The following is a 26,157-nucleotide window of genomic DNA, read 5'->3' on the forward strand; positions in this document are numbered from 1 at the left end:
GGGGATTCTCGGCCTTTACCAATCGCCCCGTCAATCTGCACACGCGTTATAGTAGATGATCTTGGTCATTATATTGACTTTATTGGTCGCCACTGACTAGCATGAAATGACATTTGGATTCCTGGAGGTTTTTGATGCTGTCCGTACTGCCGTTGATCGATCAAGCCGTTGCAGAATTGGCTCCGGAGTTCAGAGCCCTGAGCATTGTGGTGGGAGCTGCGCCACTGGCCAATCCTGAGGTAGCTCAGGCCGCGCTGGACCGTGCTTGCAAGGCTGTTCAGGAAGGTGGGCCAAGCTGGGGTGAAGCTCATCTGGCCGCATGGGCGGAGACATTCCGAAAGTTTGGGGCCAAGCCGCAACGCACGCCTTGTTCAGCTGAGGCGCTGCGTAAACGGGTTTTACGTGACGGAAGCTTGCCTAGCCTGGATCCCATCGTCGATCTCTACAACGCAATCAGCATTGAGTACGCCATTCCGGTTGGTGGGGAAAATATTGAAGCCTATGCGGGCTCTCCGCGGCTGGTAGTCGCAGATGGCACCGAGCCTTTTGACACCATGAAAGAAGGGGCTCCTGCTTTCGAGTATCCAGACGCCGGCGAGGTCGTCTGGCGCGATGACAAAGGCGTGACCTGCCGTCGTTGGAATTGGCGGCAAGGTGTGAGGACCCGTCTCGGTGCTGACGCGAAGTGCATGTGGTTCATTCTGGAAAGTTTGCCGGCGATGCCCCTTGAAGCCTTGACGGAAGCAGGGGACAAACTGATCGAAGGTTTGCAGCAAATGATGCCCGGCGCCCAGATCGAAAGCTCACTGATTGGTCCCGGGGCCAAATGGTCGACAGACCACTGCAAGGAGTGATGACCATGTTTACCGGCCTTAGTGCATTTCCTCTGACGCCTATGGATGAGCAGGGTGTGGACGAAATTGCTTTTGCCCGTCTTGTGCAGCAACTGGTGGCGGCGAAAGTAGATTCCATCGGGGCACTCGGATCCACCGGAAGTTATGCCTATCTCTCTCGCGCCGAACGTTTTCGAGTTGCACAGTTGGCAGTAGAGGCCGCAGAAGATGTGCCGGTGATGGTTAGCATCGGTGCGCTGCGTACACGCGACGTTTTGCTGTTGGCTGAGGATGCGCAAGCCGTGGGCGTCCAAGCCTTGTTGCTGCCGCCCGTGTCGTATCAAAAACTGACTCAGGACGATGTTTTTTCGATGTACGAAATGGTTTCGGCCAACATCTCAGTCCCACTGTGTGTCTATGACAATCCTGGCACCACCCATTTTGAATTTAGCGATGAGTTACACAGGCGTATTGCAGAGCTACCCAATGTCAGGTCAATCAAAATCCCCGGTGTCCCCGAGGCGCCGCACCTGGCCAAGGAGCGCGTGGAGCGCCTGCGAAAATTGATTCCGAGTCACGTGACTATCGGAATAAGCGGCGATGCGTCTGCTGCTGTTGGAATGAATGCCGGTTGCGATGCCTGGTATTCGGTCATGGGCGGATTGTTCCCCAATACAGCGCTCGCCATCACGCGAGCAGCATTGTCAGGTGACGCCTTAGAAGCCACGCGGCTATCCGAATCCTTGAAGCCGCTCTGGGCTTTATTCAGCCAATTTGGCGGTAGTTTTCGCGTGATAGCAACAGCGGCGGAGCTTCGCGGGTTTACTCACTCTGCGAGTGTGCCCCTGCCGCTCAGAACCATTAATGGGGAAGGGCGTGAGCAAATTGCTGCGGTGATTGAAGCGCTTGAATTGAGCTGAATATCGGCAAGGATATTCTGCCTCACCCGTGGCGGATGAGGCAGATGTTGCGATATCTACAGCTTCAAAAACGTTGTGAAATGATCCTGGTGCCCCTCCAGAATCTCCCTTGGCAGGATCGTGCCAACACCCCCTCGATGCTGCAGGCCATGAGAAAGGACATGAGCGAGGATTTGCTCCTTGGTCATGTTGCCGGGTTTGCCGTCCTTGAAGATAAACGCTACCGGGTCAGACAGCTCCGTTGCAGTGACTGATTTCGTATAGTCAACAAACCATTGATTTGCCTTTGTAAATGCCTCTTCCAGCTGGCAAATATCTTGCCGTTGCTCAGTGACGACGTCGTCAAACTCCTCCGGTTTTCCTTGCAGTCTGGCGATGAACAACTGGTCCACGATATTGATGTGCCTGAGCCAGTAGCAGGCTTCCTCCATTTCCATCGGAAAGGACTTTGCTATGGGCGCTTTCAAGCAACGGAAAAGCACCTCCTCAGACCATGCCTTGTACTGATAAAGCGAGTGCAGCAGGTTCTTGGCACACATGATTTTCTCCCATTTTTCTAAGCGTTGGCGGCCCTCGGGCGCACCACAAGAGCAAGGACAAAGGCGTTGTCGTGCAATGGCACGGAATACCGTTGAAGAGATACGATGGTCACTATATTGACTTTAATGGTCAATGGAGTGAAGCTTGATCGAAGGCGATTAAAACCGCCGCATTGAATTCCACAGGGCATCACCTTGAGGGTGAGCCGCTCGAAAATGGCTTGAGGGTGTCTTGGACCATGAAGTACGTCAGCACACGGACGCCTGGTAGAACATTTGAATTCAGCGAGGTCCTGATGGGGTCGTATGCGCCTGACGGTGGCTTGTACGTGCCGCGCAAGGTGCCCCGTTTCAAAAAGGAGGAGCTCTCAAAACTTGAGTGGCTGCCCTTTCACGAATTGGCTCGCCATGTCATCGAGCCATTTTTGGGGGATGGGTCGAGCAGGATCAGCTATCTCGGATGCTTGAGGAGACCTTTGATTGTTTTACAAACAACGCAGTGGCACCGCTTTACCAGACGGCAAGTAACGAGTGGCTACTGGAGTTGTTTCATGGGCCTTCAGGCGCCTATCAAGACTTTGGTCTTCAATTAATGTCTCGTTTTATCAATCACGATTTACTGAAGTCTGGGAAGAAGGCTCTGATTGTAGGTTGCACAGGCGGAGATACTGGAGCTGCTGCAATAAAAGCATTTTCGGGAATGACGGGCGTTACTTTGTTGGTGTTGCATCCTTCCAGGGAACTAACGGCGGAGGATCGCCGGCGCTTACTGAGTGTGGAAGAAGGTAATGTAGTCAATATTGAGATCGCCGGAGATTATTCTGATTGCCATCGTTTGTGTGAGCAGTTCTTAAAACAAAATAATGATGCGCAGCAGCATCTTGTTTCGTTCAACTCAGTGCATTGGGTTCGTGTACTTGCGCACCTGTCCTTCTATTTCTATTCCGCCCTTCAGCTCGGCGCGCCTAAAAGACAAGTTGCTTTCAGTGTGCCGACCGGGAATTTTGGCGCCCTGTACGCTGGTTATATTGCCAAACAAATGGGGCTGCCCATTCGACAGCTAATCGTTGCCACGAATGCCAACGCCGGCCTGCATCACTTTCTCCAATCGAATCTGTACAGTCGAAATGAGATTCGCACTACAAAAACTCCCACTATGAATGTTTCATTGGCCTCTAATTTTGAGCGCTTGCAGTGGAGTATTTTAAATCGATGTGGAGAAAAAGTAGCTCGTAATATGCAGCTGTTAGAAGGAGAGGGCACCATCCACTTAGAGCAGGATGAATGGTTGGAGGCGCGTAAATTGTTTGACTCACTGGCTGTGGACGATGCGGATGCATTCAGTTGTATTCATGAGGTCTTTGCACAGAGTGGGTATCTCGTCAGCCCCAATACCGCTATCGGCTTGCGCGCTGCGCGCGTGAGCAGGCGCAGCTTGCTGATCCCCATGATTAGCCTGGCGACGACGCATCCCTCGAAGATTGGCGCTGCAACCGATAAGTCGGAGATTTTCGGCCACCTGAATACAGGCGGCGCTCCTGCATCCACCGAACAAGACTGTACTTCAATTCCTAACGACATCGGGGCGCTGACCTCGCTGGTCAGGGCCTTATCCAAAGACACGGAGTCTCACTCGTTATAAGTTCGGAGCCAGAGATGAAACGTGTTTTAGATAAAGTTGATGAGAAAATTTTGGAAGAACTCACCCGAAATGCACGGTTGGCCCACAACGATATTGCCGTGAAAGTTAATTTGTCCAGAAACGCAGTCAGGCTTCGGATTGAGCGATTGGAGCGCGATGGTTATGTCCGGGGGTACACAATTATTAAAGGTGTACCCTCAGCTGATGTAGGGCCCATTAATGCGTTGATCTTTGTTTATCGTCAGGATCGTATGCGGGATTCAGAAGTTGTTCGCTCCGTCGGGGCAATGCCTGAAGTCATTTCCTGCAATGTGATGAGTGGTGACCTCGATATTGTGTTGACGGTTCAGGCGATGAATGCAGATCGCATCCACAGGGTATGGAGTGAGATTTCTGCGCTGCCGGGTGTCCTGAATACCGTGACATCTTTTGTTCTATCCAACACAAAGTAGCAAGTTGCGCCGTTGTGCGAGCATTTTGCTCGTAACAACGTTCTGTTTGCCATATTCGTAAAGTTAAGTTGGCGGATTACTATCTCCGCACCACAACATAACAATGAGAATCCTGTCGTGACTGAATACAAAATTGCGTTGCTTGGTTTTGGTGGTGTTAACCGCGCACTGACTCAGCTTATTGCCGATAAGAATTCGCGCTGGGCCGATGAGTTAGGTTTCACGTTGAAGATTGTCGGTGTCAGTGACCTTTACCTCGGCTCAATCATTAACAAAGACGGCTTGGATGCTCATGAATTGGCTGCAGTACCTGCTGCTAAAGGCGGCTTCAGGACGCTACCCGGCGGCAGTGCTGAACCGGCGAACGAAACCGTCATCCGTTTCTCAGGTGCGGATATTGTGGCTGAAGCAACCTTCACCAATCCTGTGGATGGTGAGCCGGCTACTACCTTCTGCCGCTGGGCGTTGGAGAAGGGCGTCAGTGTCGTGACCACCAACAAAGGGCCCGTGGCGCTGCATGCGCAAAGCTTGAAGACGCTGGCCGATAGTGCCGGTGCCCGCTTTGAATTTGAAGGTTCTGTCATGAGCGGAACCCCGGTTATCCGTTTGGCCAAGGAGTCACTGGCAGGCTCGGAAATCACCGGCTTCAAAGGGATCCTCAACGGCACGTCAAACTTTGTCCTCTCCAGCATGGAGACGGGGTTGGACTTCTCGAGTGCTGTCGCAAAAGCCCAGGAGTTGGGTTATGCCGAAGCCGATCCAACAGCGGATGTAGAAGGGCACGATGTGCGCTTGAAGGTCGTCATCCTCGCCAATGAACTACTGGGCGCAAAACTCAAACCAAGCGATGTCTTGTGCAAAGGGATCTCTGAAATCACGGCCAAGGATATCGCCGAGGCAACGAAAGTGAATGCCCGTTGGAAGCTGATTGGCAGTGCAGAGAAACGGAGCGATGGCTCGATTTCGGCCTCGGTGAGTCCACAGCTATTGCCATCGAGCGACGCACTCTCAGCAGTGAGCGGAGCCACCAACGCAATCACGTTCAGTACCGCCATTCTCGGTCCCGTCACCGTAGTGGGGGCAGGGGCAGGTCGTTTTGAAACCGCCTTCGCATTGCTCGCCGATATCGTGAGCATTCACAACCACAAAACCACGTCAGGTAAGTAATCATGAATAGCTTGAGTCTCTCGCTCGCTGCTGATTATAAGGCCATTACGGTGCTCAGCCCGTTTGACGGCAGCAAGGTGGGTGAAGTGGCAGACATACCTGCATCATCAGCCACCACGATAGTCGACACCGCTATTTCGGGTGCTTTGATTGCCAAGGATCTGCCGCGACATGAACGCGCGCGCATATTGGAAAAAGCCGCAGGCTCAGTCGAGCGTGACAAGGACGCCTTTGCCAAACTGATCGTCGCGGAGTCGGGAAAAACACTGAAGCAGGCGCGAAAGGAGGTGTTGCGCTGCGTCAACACCTTGAAGTTGTCTGCCGAAGAAGCCAAGCGTAATGCCGGTGAAGTCATCCCTTTTGATGCCTATGTCGGGTCTGAATCCCGTCAGGGGTGGTTCACGCGTGAAGCGTTGGGCGTAATCGTCGCCATCACCCCTTACAACGACCCGCTTAATCTGGTTGCGCATAAATTGGGACCTGCCATCGCAGGGGGAAATGCGGTCGTTCTCAAACCGTCTGAGCTCACACCGCTGTCAGCGATCAAGTTGGTAGAGTGTTTGATTGATGCGGGCCTGCCTCCGGCTGTCGTCACAGTCGCTACAGGCGGCGCCGCGCTGGGCAAGGCTCTTGTGGCCCACCGTGCGGTGCGCATGGTGTCGTTCACGGGCGGCTTTGTCACCGGTGAGCAGATCGCTCGCACAGCCGGCCTCAAGAAGCTGGCGATGGATCTTGGCGGTAACGCACCGGTCATCGTGATGGCTGATTGTGATTTGGATGAAACAGTCGACTCATGCGTGTCGGGCGCCTTCTGGGCAGCGGGTCAAAACTGCATCGGTACTCAGCGGATCCTCATCGAGGCCCCACTCTACGAAGTCTTCAAAACGCGCTTTGTTGAACAGACCCGGCAGTTGATCGTCGGCAACCCTGCTGACGAGCAGACGGACGTGGGGCCGATGATTACCGAGGCGTCAGCCAAGCGTACCGAAGAGGTGGTCAATGACGCCATTGCCAAAGGCGCCACCTTGTTGTTTGGCAATACGCGCAACGGCTCGCTCTATTCACCGACCGTGCTGGAAGGTGTCGACCGCCATTGCAAGTTGTGGTGCGAAGAAGTGTTCAGCCCGGTAGTCATCCTCCAGAGCGTCGCCTCCCTGGATGAAGCATTGGCACTGGCTAACGAACCTGAATACAGCCTGCATGCTGGGATCTTCACCAGCAATCTGAAGGTTGCAATGACCGCCGCTAAACGACTGGAGGCGGGCGGGGTGATGATCAACGACTCTTCCGACTACCGCTTTGATGCAATGCCTTTTGGCGGCTTCAAGTACGGGAGCATGGGCCGTGAGGGCGTACGTTTCGCTTACGAAGACATGACGCAACCCAAGGTCGTTTGCATAAACGGCGTGAGTGGAAGCTAAACAGCTCGCTCGACTCAACAATGAACCACACAACAATAAAGAGGAAACGAAATGCGCCCCGACAAGCACAATCTTTCGACATTATCTGCAGCAACGCTGGCTGTTCATGGCGGCAATGTCGCGGATGTCACCAGTGGCGCCGTCCGTACGCCATTGGTCATGGCGAACTCCTATCTCTTGCCGGAAGATCCAGCGACCATGGACTGGTCGAGCCCGGACGGGCTCGTGTACACACGCAATCAAGGCCACAACCAGGTTTGCCTTGAGAAGAAACTCGCAGCCCTTGAGGGGTGTGAAGACGCGGTTGTATTCGCGACCGGTGTCGCTGCGTTGCATTCAGTATTTTTTTCATTCTTGAAAAGTGGTGATCACGTCATTGTCAGTGACATCACCTACCAGGCGGTCTGGCGGCTTTTCGCCGAACTGCTGCCTGAACGTTACGGTATTGAGGCAACCTTCGTAGACGTCGGTGACCTGGAATCGGTACGTAACGCCATTCGCCCCAATACCAAGCTGATCCACACTGAAACGATCGCCAACCCCACCACGAAAGTTGCGGACATTGCTGCATTGGCTGAGATTGCACACGCCCATGGCGCGCTGATCTCTGTGGATGCCACGTTCACACCCCCTCCATTTTTCCGTGCGAGTCAACACGGCGTCGACTTCGTCATTCACTCACTGACCAAGTACATCAATGGTCATGGTGATGCCATGGGCGGGGTGGTGATCGGCTCAAATCCGCTGATCAACAAGATCAAGAATGATGCATTGGTTGACCTCGGCGCGACCATTTCGCCGTTCAACGCGTGGATGATCATGCGCGGCTCGGTCACGTTGCCTCTACGCTTGAAGCAATTGTTGAACACGGCCGAAAAGTTGGCTCAGTTTCTGGACAGCGATGATCGGATTGCCTACGTCTACTACCCCGGTTTGCCCTCCCACCCACAACATGAGTTGGCGCGCCGGCAATTTGCGGGAAAGGGCTATGGTGCGGTGATGGCATTTGCCGTAGAGGGTGACCCTGATACCCAGAACCGCTTTGTGTCGAACCTGCGCATCATCACGTCGGCCGTTTCATTAGGGCATGACGAATCGCTGATCGTGCACGTAGGTGCAGAGGGTCGAGGTGGCTTTGACAAGTACCCCGAAGAGTTCCGCCAATACGGTCATCTGCGTTTTTCTGTAGGACTGGAAGACCCAGAAGACTTGATCAAGGATATTACGTTCGCACTGGACGCAACATTCAAGTGATTTGAATACGGGCGCTAAGTAACCAGGGTTTGGTCAACCCGTCTTTACCCCCGTACTCGCGGGGTCTTTTTAATAACGTTGGCATAGTAGTTGCGCCTGGCGCGAACGGTATTTGCGTTTTTATAGTTTGGGAGTTACTCATGGCTTGGATGAGTTTGATCATTGCGGGTTTACTTGAAGTGATTTGGGCTTTTTCGATGAAACAATCTGAAGGGTTTACGCGATTAGTGCCAACGGTCATTACATTTATCACCGTGATTGCCAGTTTCGCGCTTTTATCCTTCTCGATGAAGAGCTTGCCGCTGGGTACGGCGTACACCATCTGGACGGGGATCGGCGCTGTGGGGGCTTTTGCGGCGGGTATTTTCTTCATGGGTGAACCCGCCACGCTGTTGCGAATTGTAGCTGCCGTATTGATTGTCAGTGGTTTGCTAATGATGAAGCTGGTGTCTGCTTGAGGGACGAGCATTTTGCTCGTGATAACGTTCAATTTGCCATATTCGTAAAGTCGCCGTACTCAGGTAACGTTCAAGTCGAGACGCAGGTCTCGCTAAATAATAATGAGTGTCACGGTCAATGCTGTCAGATGTTTACTGCCCTTAATCAAACTACAATATCTAGGGATGTAATTATGATTTCGCTAAAGAAGCTGTATTTAGTAATGGGCTTGGCGCTGTGCACAAGTGCAGTGTCGGCCAAAGAATACTCCACCTTGCGTTTCGGCGTAGATGCCAATTACGCACCGTTTGAGTCCAAGGCCGCCGATGGTAGCCTCAAGGGATTTGATATTGATCTGGGCAACGCGATTTGCGCCAAGCTTTCAGTCAAATGCATCTGGGTGGAAAGCGATTTTGATGGCCTGATTCCAGGCCTCAGGGCCGGCAAGTTTGACGGCATCCTGTCATCCATGACTGTGACGGCCACTCGCGAAAAAGCCATTGATTTTTCAAACGAGCTTTTCTCCGGGTTCACGTCCTATGTGTTCAAGAAAGGTTCGGGTCTGAACACAGATGTGGCATCACTCAAAGGCAAAACAGTTGGCTATTTTCAAGGCAGTATCCAGGAAGCCTACGCCAAGGCCGTGCTGGACAAAGCTGGGGTAAAAATCCAGTCCTATCAGAACCAGGATCAGGTGTATTACGACCTGGTAGCGGGTCGGCTGGATGCATCCCTTCAGGATACGCTTCAAGCCCAACTGGGTTTTATCACCTCACCTCAGGGCGCTGAATACGAAATGAGCCCGTCGGTAGAGAGCCCTTATCTTCCCTCCAAAACAGCCATCGGCATCGCCAAGGGTAATACAGAGCTTAAGGCCTTGCTGGATAAAGCGATCCAGGCCCTTCACGACGATGGGACCTATGATTCGATCCAGAAGCAGCATTTTGGCGATCTGAATCTTTACAGCGGCAAATAACCATCCGGCGCTCGTCCGCTGGATGGGCGTTTTCGCTATAGGTTGTTGATCATGTTCGAAACACTATTAGGCGCATTGGGGCTCTCCGCATTCAGCCTGCAAGGCTTCGGCCCGTTGCTGCTCGAAGGCGCCTGGATGACCGTCAAGCTGTCCCTGTCCGCCCTTGCGCTCAGCGTATTGCTCGGGCTGATTGGCGCCAGCGCCAAACTGTCCAGCCTCAAGCTCCTGCGCTTGCCGGCGCAGCTCTACACCACGCTGATTCGTGGGGTGCCCGATCTGGTACTGATGCTATTGATTTTCTACAGCCTGCAAACCTGGCTGACGGTCATCACGGTGGCATTGGGCTGGGAGTACATCGAAATCAATCCCTTCGTTGCAGGAATCATTACCCTTGGTTTTATCTACGGGGCTTATTTCACCGAAACTTTCCGTGGCGCCATGCTGGCAGTACCCCGTGGCCAAGTCGAAGCCGCTACCGCCTATGGGTTAAGTCGCGCCCAGCGTTTTCGCTTTGTGGTATTCCCGCAAATGATGCGGTTTGCCCTCCCGGGGCTGGGTAACAACTGGATGGTAATTCTCAAAGCAACCGCATTGGTGTCGATCATCGGTCTGGCTGATTTGGTAAAGGCTGCCCAGGACGCAGGAAAAAGCACCTACCAATTGTTCTTTTTCCTGGTGCTGGCTGCACTGACCTACCTGATCATCACCAGCATCTCCAACTTCGTCCTGCGCTGTCTGGAAAAACACTACGCCGCGGGTTCACGGGAGGCGGCGCGATGATTGAACTACTGCAGGAGTACTGGAGGTCATTCGTCTACAGCGATGGCCAGCAAATCACGGGTCTGGCCATGACATTGTGGTTACTCAGTGCATCGCTTTTCATCGGCTTTATCGTGTCTATTCCATTGTCCATCGCACGCGTGTCACCCAGGTTTTACGTACGCTGGCCGGTGCAATTTTATACCTACCTGTTCAGGGGGACACCGCTCTATATCCAACTGCTGATCTGCTACACGGGGATCTATAGCTTGGCGGCAATACGTGCTCAGCCTTTGTTGGATGCATTTTTCCGCGATGCAATGAACTGCACCATTCTTGCCTTCGCTTTGAACACGTGCGCTTACACCACAGAGATATTTGCCGGAGCCATTCGCAACATCGCCCATGGCGAGGTCGAGGCGGCAAAAGCCTATGGCCTCTCGGGATGGAAGCTCTACGCATTCGTGATCATGCCGTCAGCCTTGCGTCGCTCGCTGCCGTATTACAGCAACGAAGTGATCTTGATGCTGCACTCAACCACGGTGGCATTCACCGCCACGGTGCCGGACATTCTCAAAGTCGCCCGTGACGCGAATTCTGCGACCTTTTTAACCTTTCAATCGTTTGGGATTGCGGCGCTGATTTACCTGGCGGTGACCTTTGCGCTGGTCGGTTTGTTCCGAATTGCCGAACGTCATTGGTTGGCTTTCTTAGGGCCGACTCACTGAGTCCTGTGTCTGACAGGGCCGCCCCCGAACTCTTAGAGGATGATTGCGAACATGTACAAATTGACAGTTGACGGGCTACACAAAAGTTACGGTACCCATGAAGTACTCAAGGGTGTTTCCCTGCAAGCCAAAACGGGCGATGTCATCAGTCTGATCGGCGCCAGTGGTTCGGGAAAGAGTACGTTCCTGCGCTGTATCAATTTTCTCGAAACACCCAACGACGGTGCCATGAGTTTGGATGGCAAACCAATTTGCATGGTTAAAAATCATGCTGGATTACGTGTGGCGGATGACCGTGAGCTGCAACGACTACGTACCCGCTTGGCCATGGTCTTCCAGCATTTCAACCTGTGGGGGCACATGACCGTGCTGGAAAACATCACCATTGCCCCGCGGCGGGTGCTAGGGGTCAGCAAAAAAGACGCAGAAGATCGTGCGCGGCGGTACTTGGATAAAGTCGGCTTGCCTGCCCGTATTGCCGATCAGTTCCCTGCGTTTCTTTCCGGAGGTCAACAGCAGCGGGTAGCGATCGCCCGCGCCCTCGCCATGGAGCCCGAAGTCATGCTGTTCGACGAACCCACCTCGGCGCTTGACCCTGAGGTGGTGGGCGAGGTTCTCAAAGTCATCCAGGGCCTTGCTGAAGAGGGGCGCACCATGATCATGGTGACCCATGAAATGGGGTTTGCACGCAAAGTGTCGAACCAGTTGCTGTTTCTTCATCAAGGACTGGTTGAAGAGCAGGGTGGACCTGAAATTCTGGATAACCCCAGAAGCGAGCGCCTGCAGCAGTTTCTGTCCAATGGGCTTAAGTGAATGCCTTGACTATGACCGGCGGAACAAAGAACCACGCGGCCCTGAGTGTTTGGGACGCATCGACGCGGCCATCGTCGACGTACTGCGCAGCAATGGGCACATCACTTATAAAAAACTCGCCTCACTGGTGCACTTGAGCGAGAGCCCTTGTCAGCAACGCGTTCGCAAGCTGGATAGGCTGGGCGCCATCCGCGGTTACGGGGCATTCATTGACGAGCATAAGCTATCACCCGGTTTGTCACTGGTGGTTCTAGTGACCTGGCTGGAGAGCACTGAACTGCACCTCGAGAAACTGCTGGCCTATCCACAATTGGGCGTCATCAAGCCTTCATCGACGCACCTTGGTATCGAATAACAATTACAACACTCCAAGCCTATGGATAAACCATGATGATTGCGAACCTGAAGTTCAGTCATAAGGTATTGCTTGCGGCATCATTCGTTGTTGTCGCAGCGTTTTCGCTTTTTACGCTTTACAACGACTCGATTCAACGCAAAACCATCCGCACGAACCTTGAAAACCACCTCGAGGAAATGAGCAAGATCACGGCTGCAAGCGTTCAGTCCTGGCTCTCTGGGCGGATACTTCTGGTTGATCATATTGCCCAGACGGTTGCCAATGATCCCGCGTCGCAACACATCACGCGGCTGCTGGAGCAGAGGTCGTTGCTCTCGACGTTTACCTTCACTTATCTAGGCAGTCGTGACGGTAGTTTCGTCATCCGGCCAAAGGACGACCTACCCGCTGATTACGATCCTCGCACCCGACCTTGGTATACGGACGCAATGACTGTCGGAGGAACCACGCTGACCGAGCCGTACCTGGACGTGACGACGGGCCAACTGATGATGACCATTGCAACGCCGGTCAGTCACGATGGCCAGGCGCTTGGGGTGGTAGGCGGGGACCTGACACTTGAGACGCTGTCGACCATAGTCCGCTCGCTCGACCTGGGTGGAATGGGCTATGCCTTTCTGGTCAACGCAGATGGCAGGGTGCTGGTTCATCCCGAAAAAGAACGGGTGATGAAGCAATTGAGCGATATTTACCCGCTGAACACGCCATCCCTTAGCTCTCATATCAGCGAGACGGAGCAGGACGGAAAACCTCAAGTTTTGATGTTCTCGCCGATCAAAGGACTGCCTTCGGTGAACTGGTATATCGGTTTGTCCATCGACAAAAGCGAAGCTTATGGCGCACTTGGTGATTTTCGCACTTCCGCCATTTTGGCGATGGTTATTGCCGTGGCGACCACGCTGCTTCTGCTGGGCCTGCTTATTCGCGTACTGATGCGGCCCCTGAGATTGATGGGTACAACCATGCGGGATATCGCCCAGGGAGAGGGTGACCTTACCCGCCGCTTGGGTGCGCACTCGAAAGATGAGTTCGGAGAATTGGCCGCAGACTTCAACCTTTTTGTGGAGCGCATCCAGCACTCAATACGTGAGGTGTCTTTTGCCACCGAGCATGTCAATGAAGTGGCCAGGCGCGTGACGCAGACCTCCAGCGCCTCCATATCAAACTCGGACGACCAGGCCAATCGCACCAACAGTATTGCCGCTGCAATTAATGAGCTGGGTGCGGCGGCCCAGGAAATCGCATGCAACGCGGGTGACGCCTCCCTTCAGGCGTCGGATGCCCGACGCCAGGCAGAAGATGGCCGCGCGGTAGTGACACAAACGATAAATGCCATGGACGAGCTATCAGGAAAGATCCGCACCTCATGCAGCAACATTGAGGCGCTGAATGGTAAGACGGAAAATATCGGGCGGATTCTTGAAGTCATCAAAGGCATTTCCGAACAAACCAACCTGCTGGCACTCAATGCTGCGATCGAGGCCGCGCGGGCGGGTGAAGCCGGGCGTGGTTTTGCTGTTGTGGCTGACGAAGTCCGTAGCCTGGCTTACCGCACTCAGACCTCAGCCCAGGAGATCCATACAATGATTGCAGAGCTTCAGATGGGGGCACGTGAGGCGGTACTCACCATGAAAGAAAGCGAACGCTACAGTAAGGACGGTGTGATTATCGCCAACCAGGCCGGTGAGCGGCTGGGCAGTGTCAGTCAGCGCATTGGCGAGATTGACGGAATCAACCAGTCGGTAGCGACAGCAACGGAAGAGCAAACTTCAGTTATCGATTCACTGAACATGGACATCACCGAGATCAAAACCCTCAACCAGGAAGGGGTGGAGAACCTGCAGGCCACACTGCTTGCTTGTGACGATCTTGAACGACAAGCCACACGACTCAAACAGTTGGTGGATGGCTTCCGAACTTAGGCCATCCCCACAAGGGCCGGCATTAAGTCATGTGCGGGAAAACAACAGCTTCAAGCCTGCTGCTCCAAATACTAAGGCTAGGGTACCTTCGATCCATCGGCGCGCCCTGCGATAACCCCGAATCATTGGAGCTGTTGAGAAAACGATCGCATAGCTGCAGAAAATTGTGATGCTCAAAACGGCACAGCCCGCCAGGATGATTAAAACCGTCTCAGGCGTCGCTTGTGGTCCCAGCCCCAGTGTCATTGTTGCGATCCAACCCAGCAAAGCCTTTGGGTTGGTAAGGTGCATAAGCAAGCCGCGCCGGTAGAGGCCAAAGCCAGAAACGGTTGGTGCTGCGGCTAACGCCTTCTGAATTCGCTCATCAGAGCTCAGAGCAGATCGCCCAGCTTTTACAGCAAGGAACAGCAAGTACGCTCCGCCGACTATCTTGAGTACGAAGAGTGCCTGTGCGAATTGGAGCAGAATGGCTGATACACCTGTAGCGGCCATTGCCCCCCAGAAGAAAGAACCACTGATGACTCCAGTTGCCAGCATCAGCGCAGGCTTTCTCCCTTGGTGCATGGCAACGCCCATGATTCGCATGTTGCTGGGGCCAGGGCTGGCAGCTCCCACAATGTAGGCTGTGAATACCAGCAGTAAGTGGTGCAGATCAAATGACATTGTTAGCCTCTGGAAGAATGCATGACAGCCAGTAGCTTAAGTGGTTCCAACGTGCACGTCATTCCATCAGTTGCCCAAATCTGACCCGTTCGCCTCTAGTTCTTCTCGGAAATTTTTTGTTCGGTGCAGCCTTTTCAGGCATAACGCTTACCCCAAAACAGACTGTCGGTGTTCAAGGGGTATGATTCAGCCCCTGCAGTTTTAAATCCTACAACCAACCCTTGATCTGCGCGCGCACAGCCTGGGTAGAAATACCGTAGCGATCGTGTAACGTCGGAAGCGCACCAACATCGAGAAACGTGTCCTGCAACACTATTTGTCTGAACGTCGGCGTAACCTGGTGTTAAAGGCTCTCAGGGTCGCCAAAAAACATTTTGACTGGGCTCTAGGACGGTAGTTTCAGGTCATAAAAAACTAATGATGCCCCCAGTTTTGCCCCCAGTTACACAGAGTACGAGAGCGCTCGCGAGCGGCGATTTCTCACGAACTCCAGTATGGCAGTGACTGGCTTTCGGTGTAACTCCTCATTGGATCTGGAGGTAGGTTGCAGGGCTCATTAAGGACACGCTAATCCGCTCTCGCTCGAGAGCAGCAACTCCGATCGGCTGTGTTCGACCCAATATTGCATCCGCGTAATTGGTTTGCTGGTCTTGGAGGTTTCTACGAAACCAGGGGCGATTCAGAGCCTACCATCCACCTTTAGTTAGGGTGCTATCAATTTGTTTGATGACAAAGCTGTGTTGCGTTGCCAGCAAGGATCGAACACCTGCGTTGAAAGCGAATGGACGGCCTGCCGGGTAAGCTTTGATCAGACGAGGCGCTTCTCGAAACCAGCCAGATATTCGCGAACCATCGTCGAGTAGGGTGCTTGAGGCTTGGCCATCTCTTTCATATGTCGCACCGTACGGTCTATCAATGCTTCCATTCGTTTTATGATGCGCTTGTTTTCATCCGCGCACGGAGCATTCCTGCACACTTCGAGTTTCAGAATCATCGCGCAAAGATCCTTTACTGACTCCTCCATAAAGGCGAGTTGGCGCAGTACTCGCGTGCGATCCTGGACCAATCCCAAACGGTTCAGCCCGTAGGTATGGATCGATACCGCGCCACGAAGACTGAGCTTGTCTTCAAGCGCCTTATCAATTTCACCTTTGAATTCCGGGAGTAGATCTTGGGTTGGAATGACTTCAGGTAGCCCCGCGCCATCGTGTGGCTTTGGTAACACCAACCCAATGAGCTTTTCGCAGTCGACATGGAAGGCTAAATGCTCTTGTGGATCATCCCGGCAGGGATTGAGTAACAACGCGTATTCCGTTGAACAGTCCCTCGAGTCCTGTGTCGCGCGCGGCCCCAGGATTGGAAAATGATTGCCTTTGCCTGTAGTGGCCCTGCGTTGCTTGCTGAAGCCTGAATGGTCACTGCGCAGTTCAACCAATTGGGTCGAGAGCACCGGTGTGATGTGTTCGTTCAGTCGGTTGCAATGGATACAGCTGGGAAGCAGGTTTTCCCAATCCATCGCCAGCCACCAATATCCCGTATGGTCAGTATCCTTTACGCCCCCCTTCGGCCTGTAATGCTCTACGTCAACCGGGGCCACGGCAGGGTAGAACGTTTCGCAATACGCGCACTTGCCATGAAACAGCGCTAACAACTGGGTTTTGACCGAATTTTTGCGATAGGTCTTGAAAAGGGGTTTTTTCAAGGAGTCCACTGCCTTTGCGGCTTCAATCACAACCGGATCATCGGCCGCCAGCGTGGCTCTGGCGCGCGCCAAGGTCTCAAGTGCAGCCGTTTTTTCTTTGAAATAGGCGGTTAAATCAGTGAGTTCCTGATCCGCGGCACTGACTGTGGTCTTTCTAGGCAACATCGCCAGGGGCTTTTTCACGAGGGATCGGTCAACGAAGCGCACGGTTCAAAAGTCCTTGAGGATACTCAGTATTTTGGTCTTGGTTTCCACACGTATCGTTTCCCACTCACTGGAAGGCTCCTTCTTTCGCCGCTGAAGAAATTCGGCGACAGCCTCCTGAACGACACGCTGGGCCTCACTGGTGCCAACGGGAAGCGCGTCGTTGACCTCATCTTCGAAATAGGCCATGACCCGCTGTTCTTGGGCGGTCAACACTTCTCTGTTTTTGCGCTTGCTCAATAGATCGGCCACGCTTGCCAATTGCTTCTCCATTTCCGGCTGGTCAGTTGACATCAAATTGAAAAAATCGGACGTTAGCAACTGCTCGATCGTCAACCGGGAGGAGTCCGGTAGATCACTCAATTGCTCAATGCACGTGGCGTACTGAGTCTTTGCCCCGCCAGCCTTGGACCGACGTTGAACGACCACGACTTCTCCTTTCTGCATGCCGCGCAGACATAGGGGGTCATGGCTGGTGGCGATGAACGTGACCTTGGGCAAGGCCTTGCGCAACACATGCATGATCTGAATTTTCCAGCGCGGGTGCAGGTGCGCTTCGACTTCGTCGATTAACACCACAGCCTGGGCATGCTCAAGTCCTTGAAAACGTGGATGGACGCGACGGTCCATGAGCCGTTGCATGATGTCGCATACCATTGCCAGGATGGTTCTGTAGCCTGAGGACACATCATTGAGCGGTGTCCTGGTCACTACACCGGCGGGGACCGTCACGATCAGGCAGGATTTACCGTCGGGCGCTTTTTCGATGACTTTTATGTCGCCGTCCACAGACATGATGATTTTCAATGCACGGGCTACGTCATTGAAGTCTTCGCCTTCCAGCCCGAGCAGCCAGTGCTCCGGATTGGCCAGTAGGCGATCCGTCTCGAACAGGTTGATGATCGCATGATCGGCTTCATGAGCCGGAGGAGATCTTTTCTGGTATTGGCGAAAGGCGCCATAAGCGAACACTGGCGGTACATCATCCGGTCCATCCGGTCGAAAGACGTTGTCATCAATCCTCAAGACTTTGGCTTGCCCCTCGTCGAAACTCAAACGTACCTGTGCCGGGGTTTTAGAGGCCACGTCATCCGAGCCCAGTTGGGCTGGAGAAAGTACGAAGGAGCCAGGTGTCAGGTTCAAGGTGGCAGGTGTATCTGGATGGCTCAGAGCAAGCGCAATCGCTTCGAGAATCGAACTTTTTCCGGTGGCGTTTTCACCCAGTATCAGCAGTGCTGGCTGTAGAGTTTCATTGCTCAACTGCGATTCGGCGCTGAGTGTGCCGAGATTCAATTCGAGGTGCTCGATCGCCTTGAAATGCTGGAGTTCGATGGAATGCAAGGACGGGTATACCAGCGGCACAGGTGTCTTCTGCTGGTCTGGCGCAGTGCCCAGAACGCCATAGTCCGTTGGCGGTATGTTCAAGGTTTTACGGCCGAAGTCAGTTTCTTCAATCCACACCTGCAATTGTTCACGCGTCTGCTGATAGTCCCCGACTAAAAGCAGGGCTTTCAGTGTCTTTGCCACCCCGGAGCGGCCGGTAGGCATTGTCAGGCCAACCCTTTGTAACAAGTACAGCGCAATTCGCCGGCATTGCAGGTACCACAGGCCACCGAACTCAAGTTCGGCGAAGTCGAAATAGGTCTGAAAGGTAGCTTGGCGTAATCGCGGCAGGTGTTCACCAGACGCCAATAGTTCTTCACGGTACTGCCGAAGTCTGGCTTCCCGCAGTTCATTCAATTCTGGACGGTCCAGGCGAAAATTGGCGATTGTGATATCGCCCTCTTCAGACAGTGGCAGCAGCTCGCCATTAACGGAGGGGAAAAAGTGCTTTTCAAAACGCTGATCAACGCACGGATCAAGCAAAACGGCTGACTCGCGGTATGTGGAGAAGCGCCATGAACCGAGATTGTCATCGGCATACTGGCGCAATTGCTCAAGGTTCGGAATCGGAGCACGTTTGCCCTTTACCGGAAAGAACGAACGCTGACGCGGAATACACTTCAGACAGATGGGATAGATATTTTCCCAGGCATTGGCGAGCCAGACATAGTAGAGATGCGAGTCAATCCCTCCCATCGTAGAGGTTGCGGACGACGTTGGTCGAAATCGGTAGGGAAGTGGATGGTCCTTGCTTTCGCAAAATGCGCATTTCCATCGAAACATTTGTCCCAGCGCATCATAAACAGGGTTGAGCTGGTTCAGATTCAGTTCCAGGTCTTCCATGGGCACACGGGTTTGAGAGCGCTCCTGAGTGTCCAGACTGAAGAAATCCAGCAGTTGCTCTCTGGACTTCCTGAATTGCTCTTCGCGGAAAATGGAGGGAGGTACTTTGTTGCGTAAAAATCGTTGCATTGCTCATCTTCCCTGACACGGCGAAAAAAACCGCCACAGATCATCGCCAAACACAGGGTGCACGATATAGCATGGGGCCACTATCGAAAAGTCTGTGATGGTCCGCGAAGGCTGTCACGCGTCATTGGGGCATTCCTAATGTCCACGGCTTCAGGAATGGCTTGTTTCAAGCAATAACCTGGCACCCGCCCGTGTCGAGCCCTCGGGCTTTTGGAGAATCTGTACTTCAATGGACTGTGACCTTGATTCAAATCGACAAACCCGTAACCTTTCTGCTGCCATTTGATCGGTACAGCCTGACGCTCTCACACCGGCTGCTGGACAGCATGGGCGGTGTATCGCGTTTTTTGCTCAGAGCCATCGAACAGGAGCTGTCGCTCGCCGCACTGATAGAGGTAACGGCGCTTAGCGAGAGCGTGCTGCTTAATCAGCTGGCATACCTGCAGGCCCACCGGTATGTGCAAATAGAAGAGGGTGAAAATGGCCCGTTGCTGTGGCTGACGGCGCGGGGCACCTCTATCGTGCAAGTGGAGCACTTGCTTGAGGATTTCAGCCTCACGGTCTGGCTGGACGCTTTCACCCTTTCGCGTCACGCGGCGCACTTTGTGATGTTCGACTACGGTACGACACACCCACAGACATTACCTGCGAATGACGCCCCATCGACCGTTGTCACTCATGTGCCTCGTCGGACAGGTCGGGCAGGGCGCTCAAGGCTTTTTGATGATGCCAACCGCCTCAGAGGGCTGTTGGAGCAAGACGGTCTGAAGCAGTTGCTCGAGTATTGCTGGGGAGCCGATTGCGAGTTGATAACGAGCGAGCTTGAACACTGGGCGTTCGAGCTGGGCATGGATGAGGGTGAGCAAGCCGGGCTGCAGGTGCCGATCGAGTACGCGGCCGGGGAACTGCAATTGCGCCTGAAGACGTCCAATCATCATGGCAAGTCGGATGCACTGCCGTCGCTGACCTTGCCCGTGGTCGAAATTGCTCATGTGTTCAAGCCAATAGCGAATTTCCCGTGGACGGTCGAGCTACCGTCCACGCGTGTTCACCGGCTTGAATTGGTCAGTTCGGGCACCTTGAGCCATTTCACCACGGCTGCCGTTGTGGAGAGCGAGGACGCCAGACATGCCAGGCTGCCCATGTGTCTTGGTGACGGCCTGCCAAGTGAACTTGATTCGTTGACCGTTGCGCCTGGCCTCTGCGTAGAAACCAACGCCAGAATCCTGCAACTTTTGTGCTCAATGGATGAGGTGCAGTTGGCCCGTCATCTACAGCGCACCCCTGACGCGTTCACCCTGTCCCACAACCTCATGACCGAAGAAGCGGCGGAATTAGCGTGATTACTGTCGATGTGTTCGCGACCTTGTTTGACTGGGACGACAAAACCACGGAACGGGTCAAACGTACCAGTGGCGTCAGCCGCACCCTGTATACGATGGCGCGCACGGGTAAAGCCGCCAGTCCGTTGATTTTCGTCGAGGCGGGGCTGGCATTTCTGGATGCTTTGGGGGCTTACGCTGATTATCGTCAAGCCAAAAGCAAAACACAGGCACTGGAGGCCGAAGGTGAAGCTCTTCGCCGTGAGTTCAAGGAGCTTGAGAAGCAATTTCGCTTACAGGCCAAGGAGCGTGACCTGAAGTTCAGTGCGCAAATGAGCGCGTTGCGCAACCAGTTGGAGGCTCGTGACGTAACGCTGCACATCAGAGTGACGAACCTGGAGAACCTGGGACGGCATATCAAGCGTCTGGGTGATCACGTGTCTCGGGAGCGTTTGGCGGTGACACCCAATTGCGTGCCATTGTTGAAGCTGGAGCGCACCTATTATCTGTTGGTTGATGCGCAGCTCAGTGCAGCGCTTTCGCTGTTGGACGAGTGAGGACCCATCATGAAAAAGGCAAAACCGCAAAAGACGAACACTGCCGAAAAGGCAGGCGATAGCGAGAAGGTCACAATGAAAAAACTCGACCAAGTGGCCGATATCGCCAAAGCCGCCATTTCTGTGACCAGCAAGCTCGCCGATTGGGGCAAACAGACCTCGGTAACCAAAGCTTCCATTGAAGCTAGCAAGGCGCGCGTCAGCGCTGCCGAAGAGAAGACCAAGCAGGTGGCCTGGAACACCGTACAAAAGATGTCTGAAACTGACCGCCTGCGGCAGAAAGACGCCAACGAGCACGATCAGACAATGGCCAGGCTCCAGATGGAGCATGAACAGATGATGACGCTCGACCGTGAACGGGAGCGTGTTCTCGACAAAATTCTTGAACAGCCAGCCTCCCTGGACCAACTGGCGCACAGCTACCGAGCGCTCATTCCGCTTAAGCCTTGAGATCTACGACCTATGTACCAGTTTGTTGCTGCGGGGTTGTTCGTTCTGGGTGCGAGTGCCGTTGCCTGGTTTCTGGATCGTGAAACCGATGAAGAACGTGAGCTCCATGAAGAACTGAAGCAGCGCAATGCCCGGACGCGAAGTGATTTTCAGGCTACCAGCTGGGCAAACGCCATGGAGCAAGCTCGGGCCCACGAAAGTGCTGCGCTGCGGTACAAGGCCGAGAACCAGGATTATTGCAAAAAGTTTCGGGCGCGCCTGCAAGGCACGGCCCAGGAGTTCGACATTCTGGCGCAACGGCTGGCCAACGATCTGTCGGACGTATCAATCAGTCCCTACAGACGCAACGCACTGCGCCTGCTCAATGGGCGCCTGCAAGATACGCAGAACCGCCTGGCAGGTTTTTTCGCATACTGCGAATGGTATCTGCAGACATTAGACAAACTCGCTCAAAAGCAACAGTTCACTGAACTGATGAACATGGCACAGCCACAATCCCGGTTACCTGACGACTGGTTTTACGGCGGCAAGGTCGTTCTGGCATCGGTCTCAGAGATTGATAATGCATTCAACGCCTACGGGCAAAAGCTCGAACTGCGTGCGGAGAAGCAGGCCAACGTTTGGACCGATACGCAACAGCGCGCACTGATGATGCAGTACCCCGATCAGAATGCGGTGCCGGTGCAGATGTCAGGTAACGTCAAGCGGCCGAATTTCTTCAAAGCCTGCGTTTTTCGGGGGGCATTGCACGCGGAACACATATTGGAAAGTGTGCCGTGCACGGCTTTCATTGAAAGAGCGCAGACATCGCCACAATATGGCGACGGCTACCTCGTGCGTTGTTATCCAGGTTTCTGTTCTGTCGACAAGCAGCAGTCCGCAAACGGCGGTGTCGTCGCATTCTTGCCACGCAGCGAGTCGAGCTTCCCCGGAAAGAATTACCCGCGTGGTGATCGTATTGAAGTGTACGTTCATTACTACGACTTACTGCTGAGCAAAGGCCAAGTGACGGTCACTCAGCACCCGGAGTCGCTTCGCTACGGCGAACAGAGTGCAGCACCAGTGTTTATCCACGCGGACCGCGCTGTGTATGATCTTGAGGGGCTGGAACGCGAAAGTGGCAGTGCACAGTGGCAGTTGCGGGGCTCGGTCGAGATTGATGGCGAACTCATCGTCTCCCTGCAACTTGGGGCATGGCTGATCGAGGCCAAAGCCAGCTTCAAGGACTCTCAGTTGCACATTGTGAATGTGACGCGCACCGGTTTCGATAGCGTTGAGCTAGACGCTTTGCCTTGCCCGATGCGGTTGATTGACGTGAGATTCAAGGACAGCGTCTTCTTCGACGTCCTGCAGTTCGAAGCCTTCGTGACCTTTTGTCGTCAGCAGTCATTTTTCGCCGGCGACAGTCAGGCACGCAAGCAGGCTGGAAAGTTCTTCGAGCGTTGGAATGCAGTTACAGATTATCTGTTGGCTGAAACAGGGCATGCTGTATTTAACTTGAGTGATGTCACTGAAGTGGAAGAGCGAACGCTGGAGTGTTCCAGCAGTTCGAATCTGGTCGATGGCCTGCAGAAATTGATTGAAAAGGCTCGTAGTACGCCGCGGTTGTTCGTGGAGCAGCTGTGCCTGAGTGGCGATGGTGAAGAGCGCTGGTTGCAGGTCGCCGAGTTGCATGGGGTGCCAGAGGCCCGAGCTGCAAAACGTTACGAAATCTTCCATAAAGGGATGAAGCGCCCAGGCTCCGATAGCGGTTACGTCGATGTGCAGCCGTCGCAATACAGAATACGCTTTCCCAACCGGGGCGAGCTGGCAAATCTGGGTCGGCAGAAGATCGCGCTTCAGGGGTTCCTGGGTGGGCGCCTGATTAATCGAAACCTGCAGCAAATTCTGCTGATGCCTGCCCGCTATGTTCCACAACCCGACCCATTCTGGAATGAACGGGTCAATAGTGGCCTGAACTGGCGGGACCCCAATTGGCAGGGGGCTGACAAAGCGAAGGCCGCAAAAAAGGTGATCGAGGCGGCGCTCGTCGAATCCAATTTGTATCTGATACAAGGGCCTCCGGGTACAGGCAAGACCACGTGCATCGTCGAGTTGTTGCACCAGTTGTTCTGCGCCAGACCAGACTCCAGGATTCTGGTAGTTTCGCAACAGAACACTGCGGTGGATAACGCTCTCGATCGCTTCCTTGAACAGTTCCCGGGTTTCAGCTCCAACGTATTGCGCATTGGCAACGATGTAGAAAAGGTGCAAGTGGAAGTTCGGCCGCGCATGACCGAAAACGTTTTGATGGAGTACCTGCGCGAGCGTCAGCAGGACTACAGTCTGGCGAGCCTCGAGAACCCCGAAAAAGCCGATTGGATCGAAACCTGGATGGACCGTATCTATCATCCTTCAGACCGGGGACGTTCACAGTTCGATGATGAACTGGCTGAGCTCGTTGTCCAGGATCACGGCCTGATCGGTGCTACCTGCGTAGGATTGTCATCGCGACGTTACGGTATGGATCGACTTGCATTCGACATCTGCATCGTCGACGAAGGAGGCAGGGCAACGGTTCCCGAACTCTTGATTCCACTTATGCGCAGCCGTAAAGCAATCATTATCGGAGATCATTTCCAGCTCCCCCGAGCATCGGCCGCGCCTTGCAAGAGGCTGAGGCAAAGTCGGTCTTGCCGTTTCTTGAGGAAACATTTCTCAAGACCAGCTTTTTCGAGCAGCTTTATGAAAACCTGCCAGCGGCCTGTTCCGGCAGACTTGTGGAACAGTTTCGCATGGTCGAACCCATCGGCGATCTGGTAGCGGACCTGTTCTACACCGCCAATGACGTAAGGGGGCTGCACAACGGCAAGGTGCACGAACGTAAGGATTTTCTCGACGCAGAACACTGCATGCGCTGGGTGGACGTCCCTCATGGCAAGGAAGAAAACGAAGGCACCAGCCTGTTCAATGAGGCGGAGTCCAAAGCGATAGTCGATTTCCTGAAAGCGTCGGCGCATAAACTGGCATCGCGCCGAGCGGAAGGCACCCAAAGCTTTACTACTAAATCCGTGGCAATCATCACACCCTATGGAGCCCAGAAACGCGTAATCAATAAAGATTTCGCAGCGCTTAGAAAGAGCTTGCCGCTTATTGACGACGTGTTTGAGGTAAAGATCGATACGGTGGACAGTTTCCAGGGAAGCGAAGCGGATATCGTGTTGTATTCAACTGTTCGTACTCAGGGGGGCATCCGCTTCCTGCTCGACCGTCAACGTTTGAATGTGGCGTGCTCACGAGCGCGGGAAAACCTCACATTCTTTGGCCACGCCCAGTTTCTGCTCAAGCAGGAGCGCGGCAAGAATGCACTGTTTAGCCTGATCATCAAACGCAGCGCTCGAGCCACGGCTTCGAATCCTTTTCAGGCGAATACTCACAAGAGCAAGGTGCCATTGAGTAGTTAGTGTTTCCTGATGCAGTAGCTGGACTGGACGGACCTGCTTTCGGATTGCTCCGGTCGCTTGGCAAAAGCGGCCCCTGCGTCGGTCGGCGACACCGTCCTGTTTGTCCGACTCAACAGCCGAACCCTGAGCCGACTTTCCAGATTGCGGACGGCATGAATAGCGGCGCCTAGAGACTATCCGGGCCCCCAAAAAACATTTTGACTGGGCTCTAGCACTGTGTTTTCAGGCAGATAAGTTTCAGATATGCCCCCAGGTTGCCCCTCGGTGTATCAGGTTCTTGGTGGAGATTTCCGACAGAAACCAGATGGATTCAGATGGCCTTCAGTAGTTCATAGGTTGAGGGTAAGCGACACGTTCCCCCCTGGAAACGGTGAAGTCATCGAAACGAAAGGTGGCAATCACTCCGGCCTGAAGGCTTGGAAAGCTCAGTACGGTCCGCTGTCGTGAAAAGCTGAGGTCCTCGAGCAGTACGGTATTGGATAGGGTAATTAGGGTTGCTCGCGAACCTCCATCCATTCGAAAAAATCTTCGGATGCAAAGCCGACGCTGCAGTTCGCGTCGAACCGCTCGTTGATTCTGATTAGAGTCATCCGCTGAGCTTCTTGTGCTGAGGTTGGGAAGAAAGCTCCACCAGGTTCGCTGTGCATGAAAAAATCGCCGAGCTTGGCTCCGCAGTTTTCGCAGTGATTCATCAGGTAACTGCTGCCTACCGTTTTGCTGTAGGCCTGCTTGAACTTGTTAGTGAAGTGACGGATCTGCTTCGTGACCCCGGCAGAGAGGCTGGCGATATTGGAGACCGTTCCGCGATACCCATGGCACTTCCATTCGCCGAGGTTGCTTGTGAGCGCGAAATCTTCGTCCTCATCCTCGTAGTAATCGAACTCTTCGTGTTGCTCGGGCAGCTTGAACGAAAACACGCGGGTCAAATTAGAACAGCCCCAGCAGTCGGACACTGACTCTATGATGTAGTAATACGGTGCTCTGACACTAAATTCAGGTCCGTGCTCGAGGTCTGCGTGCTCTGTTACGGGTAGCCATTGAGCCAAGGGCCGATGTCGACACCCTCGGGGATGTACCAAGTCTTCAGGCCCGGGTCCCACTTGGCACCGAGTGATTTCGCTTCATCTTTTTCTGAGAAGGGGACTTTCAGATCAATCCTTGCCATTTCTGTATCCGTACGTATTGCTCATCAGTAAGCGTCAGATCCCATGCTAGAGCCTTCTAGCCTTGTTGGGGACC

26 protein-coding genes and 4 pseudogenes are annotated in these 26,157 nt (G+C 53.8%); 22 read left to right on the top strand and 8 right to left on the bottom strand.

Features of this window, described 5'->3' with window-relative positions; all coding sequences use genetic code 11:
* Nucleotides 1-134 precede the first annotated feature (134 nt).
* Nucleotides 135-854 (top strand): B3/B4 domain-containing protein, encoded by a 720-nt coding sequence (locus ACZ5M5_RS14890; RefSeq protein WP_464739317.1) that lies wholly within the window; start codon nt 135-137, stop codon nt 852-854.
* 5 nt (nt 855-859) lie between these two features.
* Complete coding sequence (locus tag ACZ5M5_RS14895) at nt 860-1,753, top strand: dihydrodipicolinate synthase family protein (protein WP_103308274.1); 894 nt, start codon at nt 860-862, stop codon at nt 1,751-1,753.
* 56 nt (nt 1,754-1,809) lie between these two features.
* On the opposite strand, the gene ACZ5M5_RS14900 is transcribed toward ACZ5M5_RS14895, so the two are convergent.
* Complete coding sequence (locus ACZ5M5_RS14900) at nt 1,810-2,292, bottom strand: DinB family protein (RefSeq protein WP_464739318.1); 483 nt, start codon at nt 2,290-2,292, stop codon at nt 1,810-1,812.
* 296 nt (nt 2,293-2,588) lie between these two features.
* Between ACZ5M5_RS14900 and ACZ5M5_RS14905 the strand changes: the two are divergent.
* The 14 genes and pseudogenes from ACZ5M5_RS14905 to ACZ5M5_RS14970 all read left to right on the top strand — a co-directional run.
* A pseudogene (locus tag ACZ5M5_RS14905) lies at nt 2,589-2,666 on the top strand (hypothetical protein); the annotation flags it as partial.
* Nucleotides 2,667-2,752: 86 nt separating this feature from the next.
* A complete protein-coding gene (gene thrC / locus ACZ5M5_RS14910; RefSeq protein ID WP_464739319.1) occupies nt 2,753-3,934 on the top strand; it encodes a threonine synthase in 1,182 nt (393 codons plus the stop codon).
* 14 nt (nt 3,935-3,948) lie between these two features.
* A complete protein-coding gene (locus ACZ5M5_RS14915) occupies nt 3,949-4,386 on the top strand; it encodes an Lrp/AsnC family transcriptional regulator (protein WP_464739320.1) in 438 nt (145 codons plus the stop codon).
* 117 nt (nt 4,387-4,503) lie between these two features.
* Nucleotides 4,504-5,553, top strand: coding sequence for a homoserine dehydrogenase (locus ACZ5M5_RS14920; RefSeq protein WP_007896168.1), 1,050 nt, complete (start codon nt 4,504-4,506; stop codon nt 5,551-5,553).
* 2 nt (nt 5,554-5,555) lie between these two features.
* Nucleotides 5,556-6,974 (top strand): aldehyde dehydrogenase family protein, encoded by a 1,419-nt coding sequence (locus tag ACZ5M5_RS14925; RefSeq protein ID WP_060742429.1) that lies wholly within the window; start codon nt 5,556-5,558, stop codon nt 6,972-6,974.
* Between the two features lie 51 nt (nt 6,975-7,025).
* Nucleotides 7,026-8,228 (top strand): trans-sulfuration enzyme family protein, encoded by a 1,203-nt coding sequence (locus ACZ5M5_RS14930; RefSeq protein WP_192260349.1) that lies wholly within the window; start codon nt 7,026-7,028, stop codon nt 8,226-8,228.
* A gap of 140 nt (nt 8,229-8,368) precedes the next feature.
* Complete coding sequence (locus tag ACZ5M5_RS14935; RefSeq protein WP_060742427.1) at nt 8,369-8,686, top strand: DMT family transporter; 318 nt, start codon at nt 8,369-8,371, stop codon at nt 8,684-8,686.
* A gap of 173 nt (nt 8,687-8,859) precedes the next feature.
* A complete protein-coding gene (locus ACZ5M5_RS14940; protein ID WP_060742426.1) occupies nt 8,860-9,642 on the top strand; it encodes a transporter substrate-binding domain-containing protein in 783 nt (260 codons plus the stop codon).
* A gap of 51 nt (nt 9,643-9,693) precedes the next feature.
* A complete protein-coding gene (locus tag ACZ5M5_RS14945; RefSeq protein ID WP_060742425.1) occupies nt 9,694-10,422 on the top strand; it encodes an ABC transporter permease in 729 nt (242 codons plus the stop codon).
* Entirely contained in the window at nt 10,419-11,129 is a 711-nt protein-coding gene (locus tag ACZ5M5_RS14950; RefSeq protein WP_060742424.1) for an ABC transporter permease, read from the top strand. The genes ACZ5M5_RS14945 and ACZ5M5_RS14950 overlap by 4 nt, the downstream gene beginning before the upstream one ends.
* A 51-nt stretch (nt 11,130-11,180) precedes the next feature.
* Entirely contained in the window at nt 11,181-11,942 is a 762-nt protein-coding gene (locus ACZ5M5_RS14955) for an ABC transporter ATP-binding protein (protein ID WP_060742423.1), read from the top strand.
* Between the two features lie 49 nt (nt 11,943-11,991).
* On the top strand, nt 11,992-12,297 hold the full coding sequence (locus tag ACZ5M5_RS14960; protein ID WP_060743225.1) for an Lrp/AsnC family transcriptional regulator: 306 nt from the start codon (nt 11,992-11,994) through the stop codon (nt 12,295-12,297).
* A 35-nt stretch (nt 12,298-12,332) separates the two neighbouring features.
* A pseudogene (locus tag ACZ5M5_RS14965) lies at nt 12,333-13,364 on the top strand (cache domain-containing protein); the annotation flags it as partial.
* A 69-nt stretch (nt 13,365-13,433) separates the two neighbouring features.
* Nucleotides 13,434-14,222, top strand: a complete 789-nt coding sequence (locus tag ACZ5M5_RS14970; RefSeq protein WP_464739384.1) for a methyl-accepting chemotaxis protein — start codon at nt 13,434-13,436, stop codon at nt 14,220-14,222.
* A gap of 27 nt (nt 14,223-14,249) precedes the next feature.
* On the opposite strand, the gene ACZ5M5_RS14975 is transcribed toward ACZ5M5_RS14970, so the two are convergent.
* The 4 genes and pseudogenes from ACZ5M5_RS14975 to ACZ5M5_RS14990 form a co-directional block, all read right to left on the bottom strand.
* Nucleotides 14,250-14,885: a LysE family translocator gene (locus ACZ5M5_RS14975; RefSeq protein ID WP_060742422.1), complete on the bottom strand. Its 636-nt coding sequence runs from the start codon at nt 14,883-14,885 to the stop codon at nt 14,250-14,252.
* Nucleotides 14,886-15,093: 208 nt separating this feature from the next.
* Nucleotides 15,094-15,222 (bottom strand): annotated as a pseudogene (locus ACZ5M5_RS14980) (transketolase family protein); the annotation flags it as partial.
* 471 nt (nt 15,223-15,693) lie between these two features.
* Nucleotides 15,694-16,794, bottom strand: a complete 1,101-nt coding sequence (locus ACZ5M5_RS14985) for an HNH endonuclease family protein (RefSeq protein WP_256587135.1) — start codon at nt 16,792-16,794, stop codon at nt 15,694-15,696.
* A gap of 3 nt (nt 16,795-16,797) precedes the next feature.
* Entirely contained in the window at nt 16,798-19,146 is a 2,349-nt protein-coding gene (locus ACZ5M5_RS14990; RefSeq protein ID WP_047542076.1) for an AAA family ATPase, read from the bottom strand.
* Between the two features lie 242 nt (nt 19,147-19,388).
* On the opposite strand from ACZ5M5_RS14990, the gene ACZ5M5_RS14995 reads away from it, so the two are divergent.
* Genes ACZ5M5_RS14995 through ACZ5M5_RS15015 form a run of 5 tightly spaced genes read left to right on the top strand, consistent with a single transcriptional unit; the run spans nt 19,389 to nt 24,918 of the window.
* Nucleotides 19,389-20,489, top strand: coding sequence for a hypothetical protein (locus ACZ5M5_RS14995; RefSeq protein WP_103308111.1), 1,101 nt, complete (start codon nt 19,389-19,391; stop codon nt 20,487-20,489).
* Nucleotides 20,486-21,025, top strand: coding sequence for a hypothetical protein (locus ACZ5M5_RS15000; RefSeq protein ID WP_103308110.1), 540 nt, complete (start codon nt 20,486-20,488; stop codon nt 21,023-21,025). The genes ACZ5M5_RS14995 and ACZ5M5_RS15000 overlap by 4 nt, the downstream gene beginning before the upstream one ends.
* A gap of 9 nt (nt 21,026-21,034) precedes the next feature.
* Nucleotides 21,035-21,475: a hypothetical protein gene (locus ACZ5M5_RS15005; protein WP_047542070.1), complete on the top strand. Its 441-nt coding sequence runs from the start codon at nt 21,035-21,037 to the stop codon at nt 21,473-21,475.
* A gap of 12 nt (nt 21,476-21,487) precedes the next feature.
* Entirely contained in the window at nt 21,488-24,277 is a 2,790-nt protein-coding gene (locus tag ACZ5M5_RS15010; RefSeq protein ID WP_464737509.1) for an AAA domain-containing protein, read from the top strand.
* Nucleotides 24,208-24,918, top strand: a complete 711-nt coding sequence (locus ACZ5M5_RS15015) for an AAA domain-containing protein (protein ID WP_464739386.1) — start codon at nt 24,208-24,210, stop codon at nt 24,916-24,918. Before ACZ5M5_RS15010 ends, ACZ5M5_RS15015 begins: the two co-directional genes overlap by 70 nt.
* On the opposite strand, the gene ACZ5M5_RS15020 is transcribed toward ACZ5M5_RS15015, so the two are convergent.
* Complete coding sequence (locus ACZ5M5_RS15020) at nt 24,915-25,076, bottom strand: LysR family transcriptional regulator (RefSeq protein ID WP_371919204.1); 162 nt, start codon at nt 25,074-25,076, stop codon at nt 24,915-24,917. The genes ACZ5M5_RS15015 and ACZ5M5_RS15020 overlap by 4 nt on opposite strands.
* A 202-nt stretch (nt 25,077-25,278) precedes the next feature.
* Here ACZ5M5_RS15020 and ACZ5M5_RS15025 point away from each other — a divergent pair.
* Nucleotides 25,279-25,365, top strand: a pseudogene (locus tag ACZ5M5_RS15025) (transcriptional regulator); the annotation flags it as partial.
* A 41-nt stretch (nt 25,366-25,406) separates the two neighbouring features.
* Here ACZ5M5_RS15025 and ACZ5M5_RS15030 read toward each other — a convergent pair.
* Both ACZ5M5_RS15030 and ACZ5M5_RS15035 read right to left on the bottom strand, forming a co-directional pair.
* Complete coding sequence (locus ACZ5M5_RS15030) at nt 25,407-25,844, bottom strand: hypothetical protein (protein WP_464737510.1); 438 nt, start codon at nt 25,842-25,844, stop codon at nt 25,407-25,409.
* A gap of 98 nt (nt 25,845-25,942) precedes the next feature.
* The gene (locus ACZ5M5_RS15035) at nt 25,943-26,083 is read right to left on the bottom strand and encodes a DUF5710 domain-containing protein (protein WP_464737511.1); all 141 of its coding nucleotides are present in this window, start codon (nt 26,081-26,083) and stop codon (nt 25,943-25,945) included.
* Nucleotides 26,084-26,157 lie beyond the last annotated feature (74 nt).

The organism is Pseudomonas sp. Van50, assembly GCF_055390755.1.

Bases quoted from the DNA above. Each gene is read 5' to 3' on its own strand.
- ACZ5M5_RS14945 (WP_060742425.1), top strand. From the start codon at position 9,694: ATGTTCGAAACACTATTAGGCGCATTGGGGCTCTCCGCATTCAGCCTG.
- ACZ5M5_RS14925 (WP_060742429.1), top strand. From the start codon at position 5,556: ATGAATAGCTTGAGTCTCTCGCTCGCTGCTGATTATAAGGCCATTACG.
- thrC (WP_464739319.1), top strand. From the start codon at position 2,753: ATGCTTGAGGAGACCTTTGATTGTTTTACAAACAACGCAGTGGCACCG.
- ACZ5M5_RS14940 (WP_060742426.1), top strand. From the start codon at position 8,860: ATGATTTCGCTAAAGAAGCTGTATTTAGTAATGGGCTTGGCGCTGTGC.
- ACZ5M5_RS15005 (WP_047542070.1), top strand. From the start codon at position 21,035: ATGAAAAAGGCAAAACCGCAAAAGACGAACACTGCCGAAAAGGCAGGC.
- ACZ5M5_RS14950 (WP_060742424.1), top strand. From the start codon at position 10,419: ATGATTGAACTACTGCAGGAGTACTGGAGGTCATTCGTCTACAGCGAT.
- ACZ5M5_RS14895 (WP_103308274.1), top strand. From the start codon at position 860: ATGTTTACCGGCCTTAGTGCATTTCCTCTGACGCCTATGGATGAGCAG.
- ACZ5M5_RS14935 (WP_060742427.1), top strand. From the start codon at position 8,369: ATGGCTTGGATGAGTTTGATCATTGCGGGTTTACTTGAAGTGATTTGG.
- ACZ5M5_RS14930 (WP_192260349.1), top strand. From the start codon at position 7,026: ATGCGCCCCGACAAGCACAATCTTTCGACATTATCTGCAGCAACGCTG.
- ACZ5M5_RS14915 (WP_464739320.1), top strand. From the start codon at position 3,949: ATGAAACGTGTTTTAGATAAAGTTGATGAGAAAATTTTGGAAGAACTC.
- ACZ5M5_RS15035 (WP_464737511.1), bottom strand. From the start codon at position 26,083: ATGGCAAGGATTGATCTGAAAGTCCCCTTCTCAGAAAAAGATGAAGCG.
- ACZ5M5_RS14955 (WP_060742423.1), top strand. From the start codon at position 11,181: ATGTACAAATTGACAGTTGACGGGCTACACAAAAGTTACGGTACCCAT.
- ACZ5M5_RS14990 (WP_047542076.1), bottom strand. From the start codon at position 19,146: ATGCAACGATTTTTACGCAACAAAGTACCTCCCTCCATTTTCCGCGAA.
- ACZ5M5_RS14890 (WP_464739317.1), top strand. From the start codon at position 135: ATGCTGTCCGTACTGCCGTTGATCGATCAAGCCGTTGCAGAATTGGCT.
- ACZ5M5_RS14900 (WP_464739318.1), bottom strand. From the start codon at position 2,292: ATGTGTGCCAAGAACCTGCTGCACTCGCTTTATCAGTACAAGGCATGG.
- ACZ5M5_RS14975 (WP_060742422.1), bottom strand. From the start codon at position 14,885: ATGTCATTTGATCTGCACCACTTACTGCTGGTATTCACAGCCTACATT.
- ACZ5M5_RS15010 (WP_464737509.1), top strand. From the start codon at position 21,488: ATGTACCAGTTTGTTGCTGCGGGGTTGTTCGTTCTGGGTGCGAGTGCC.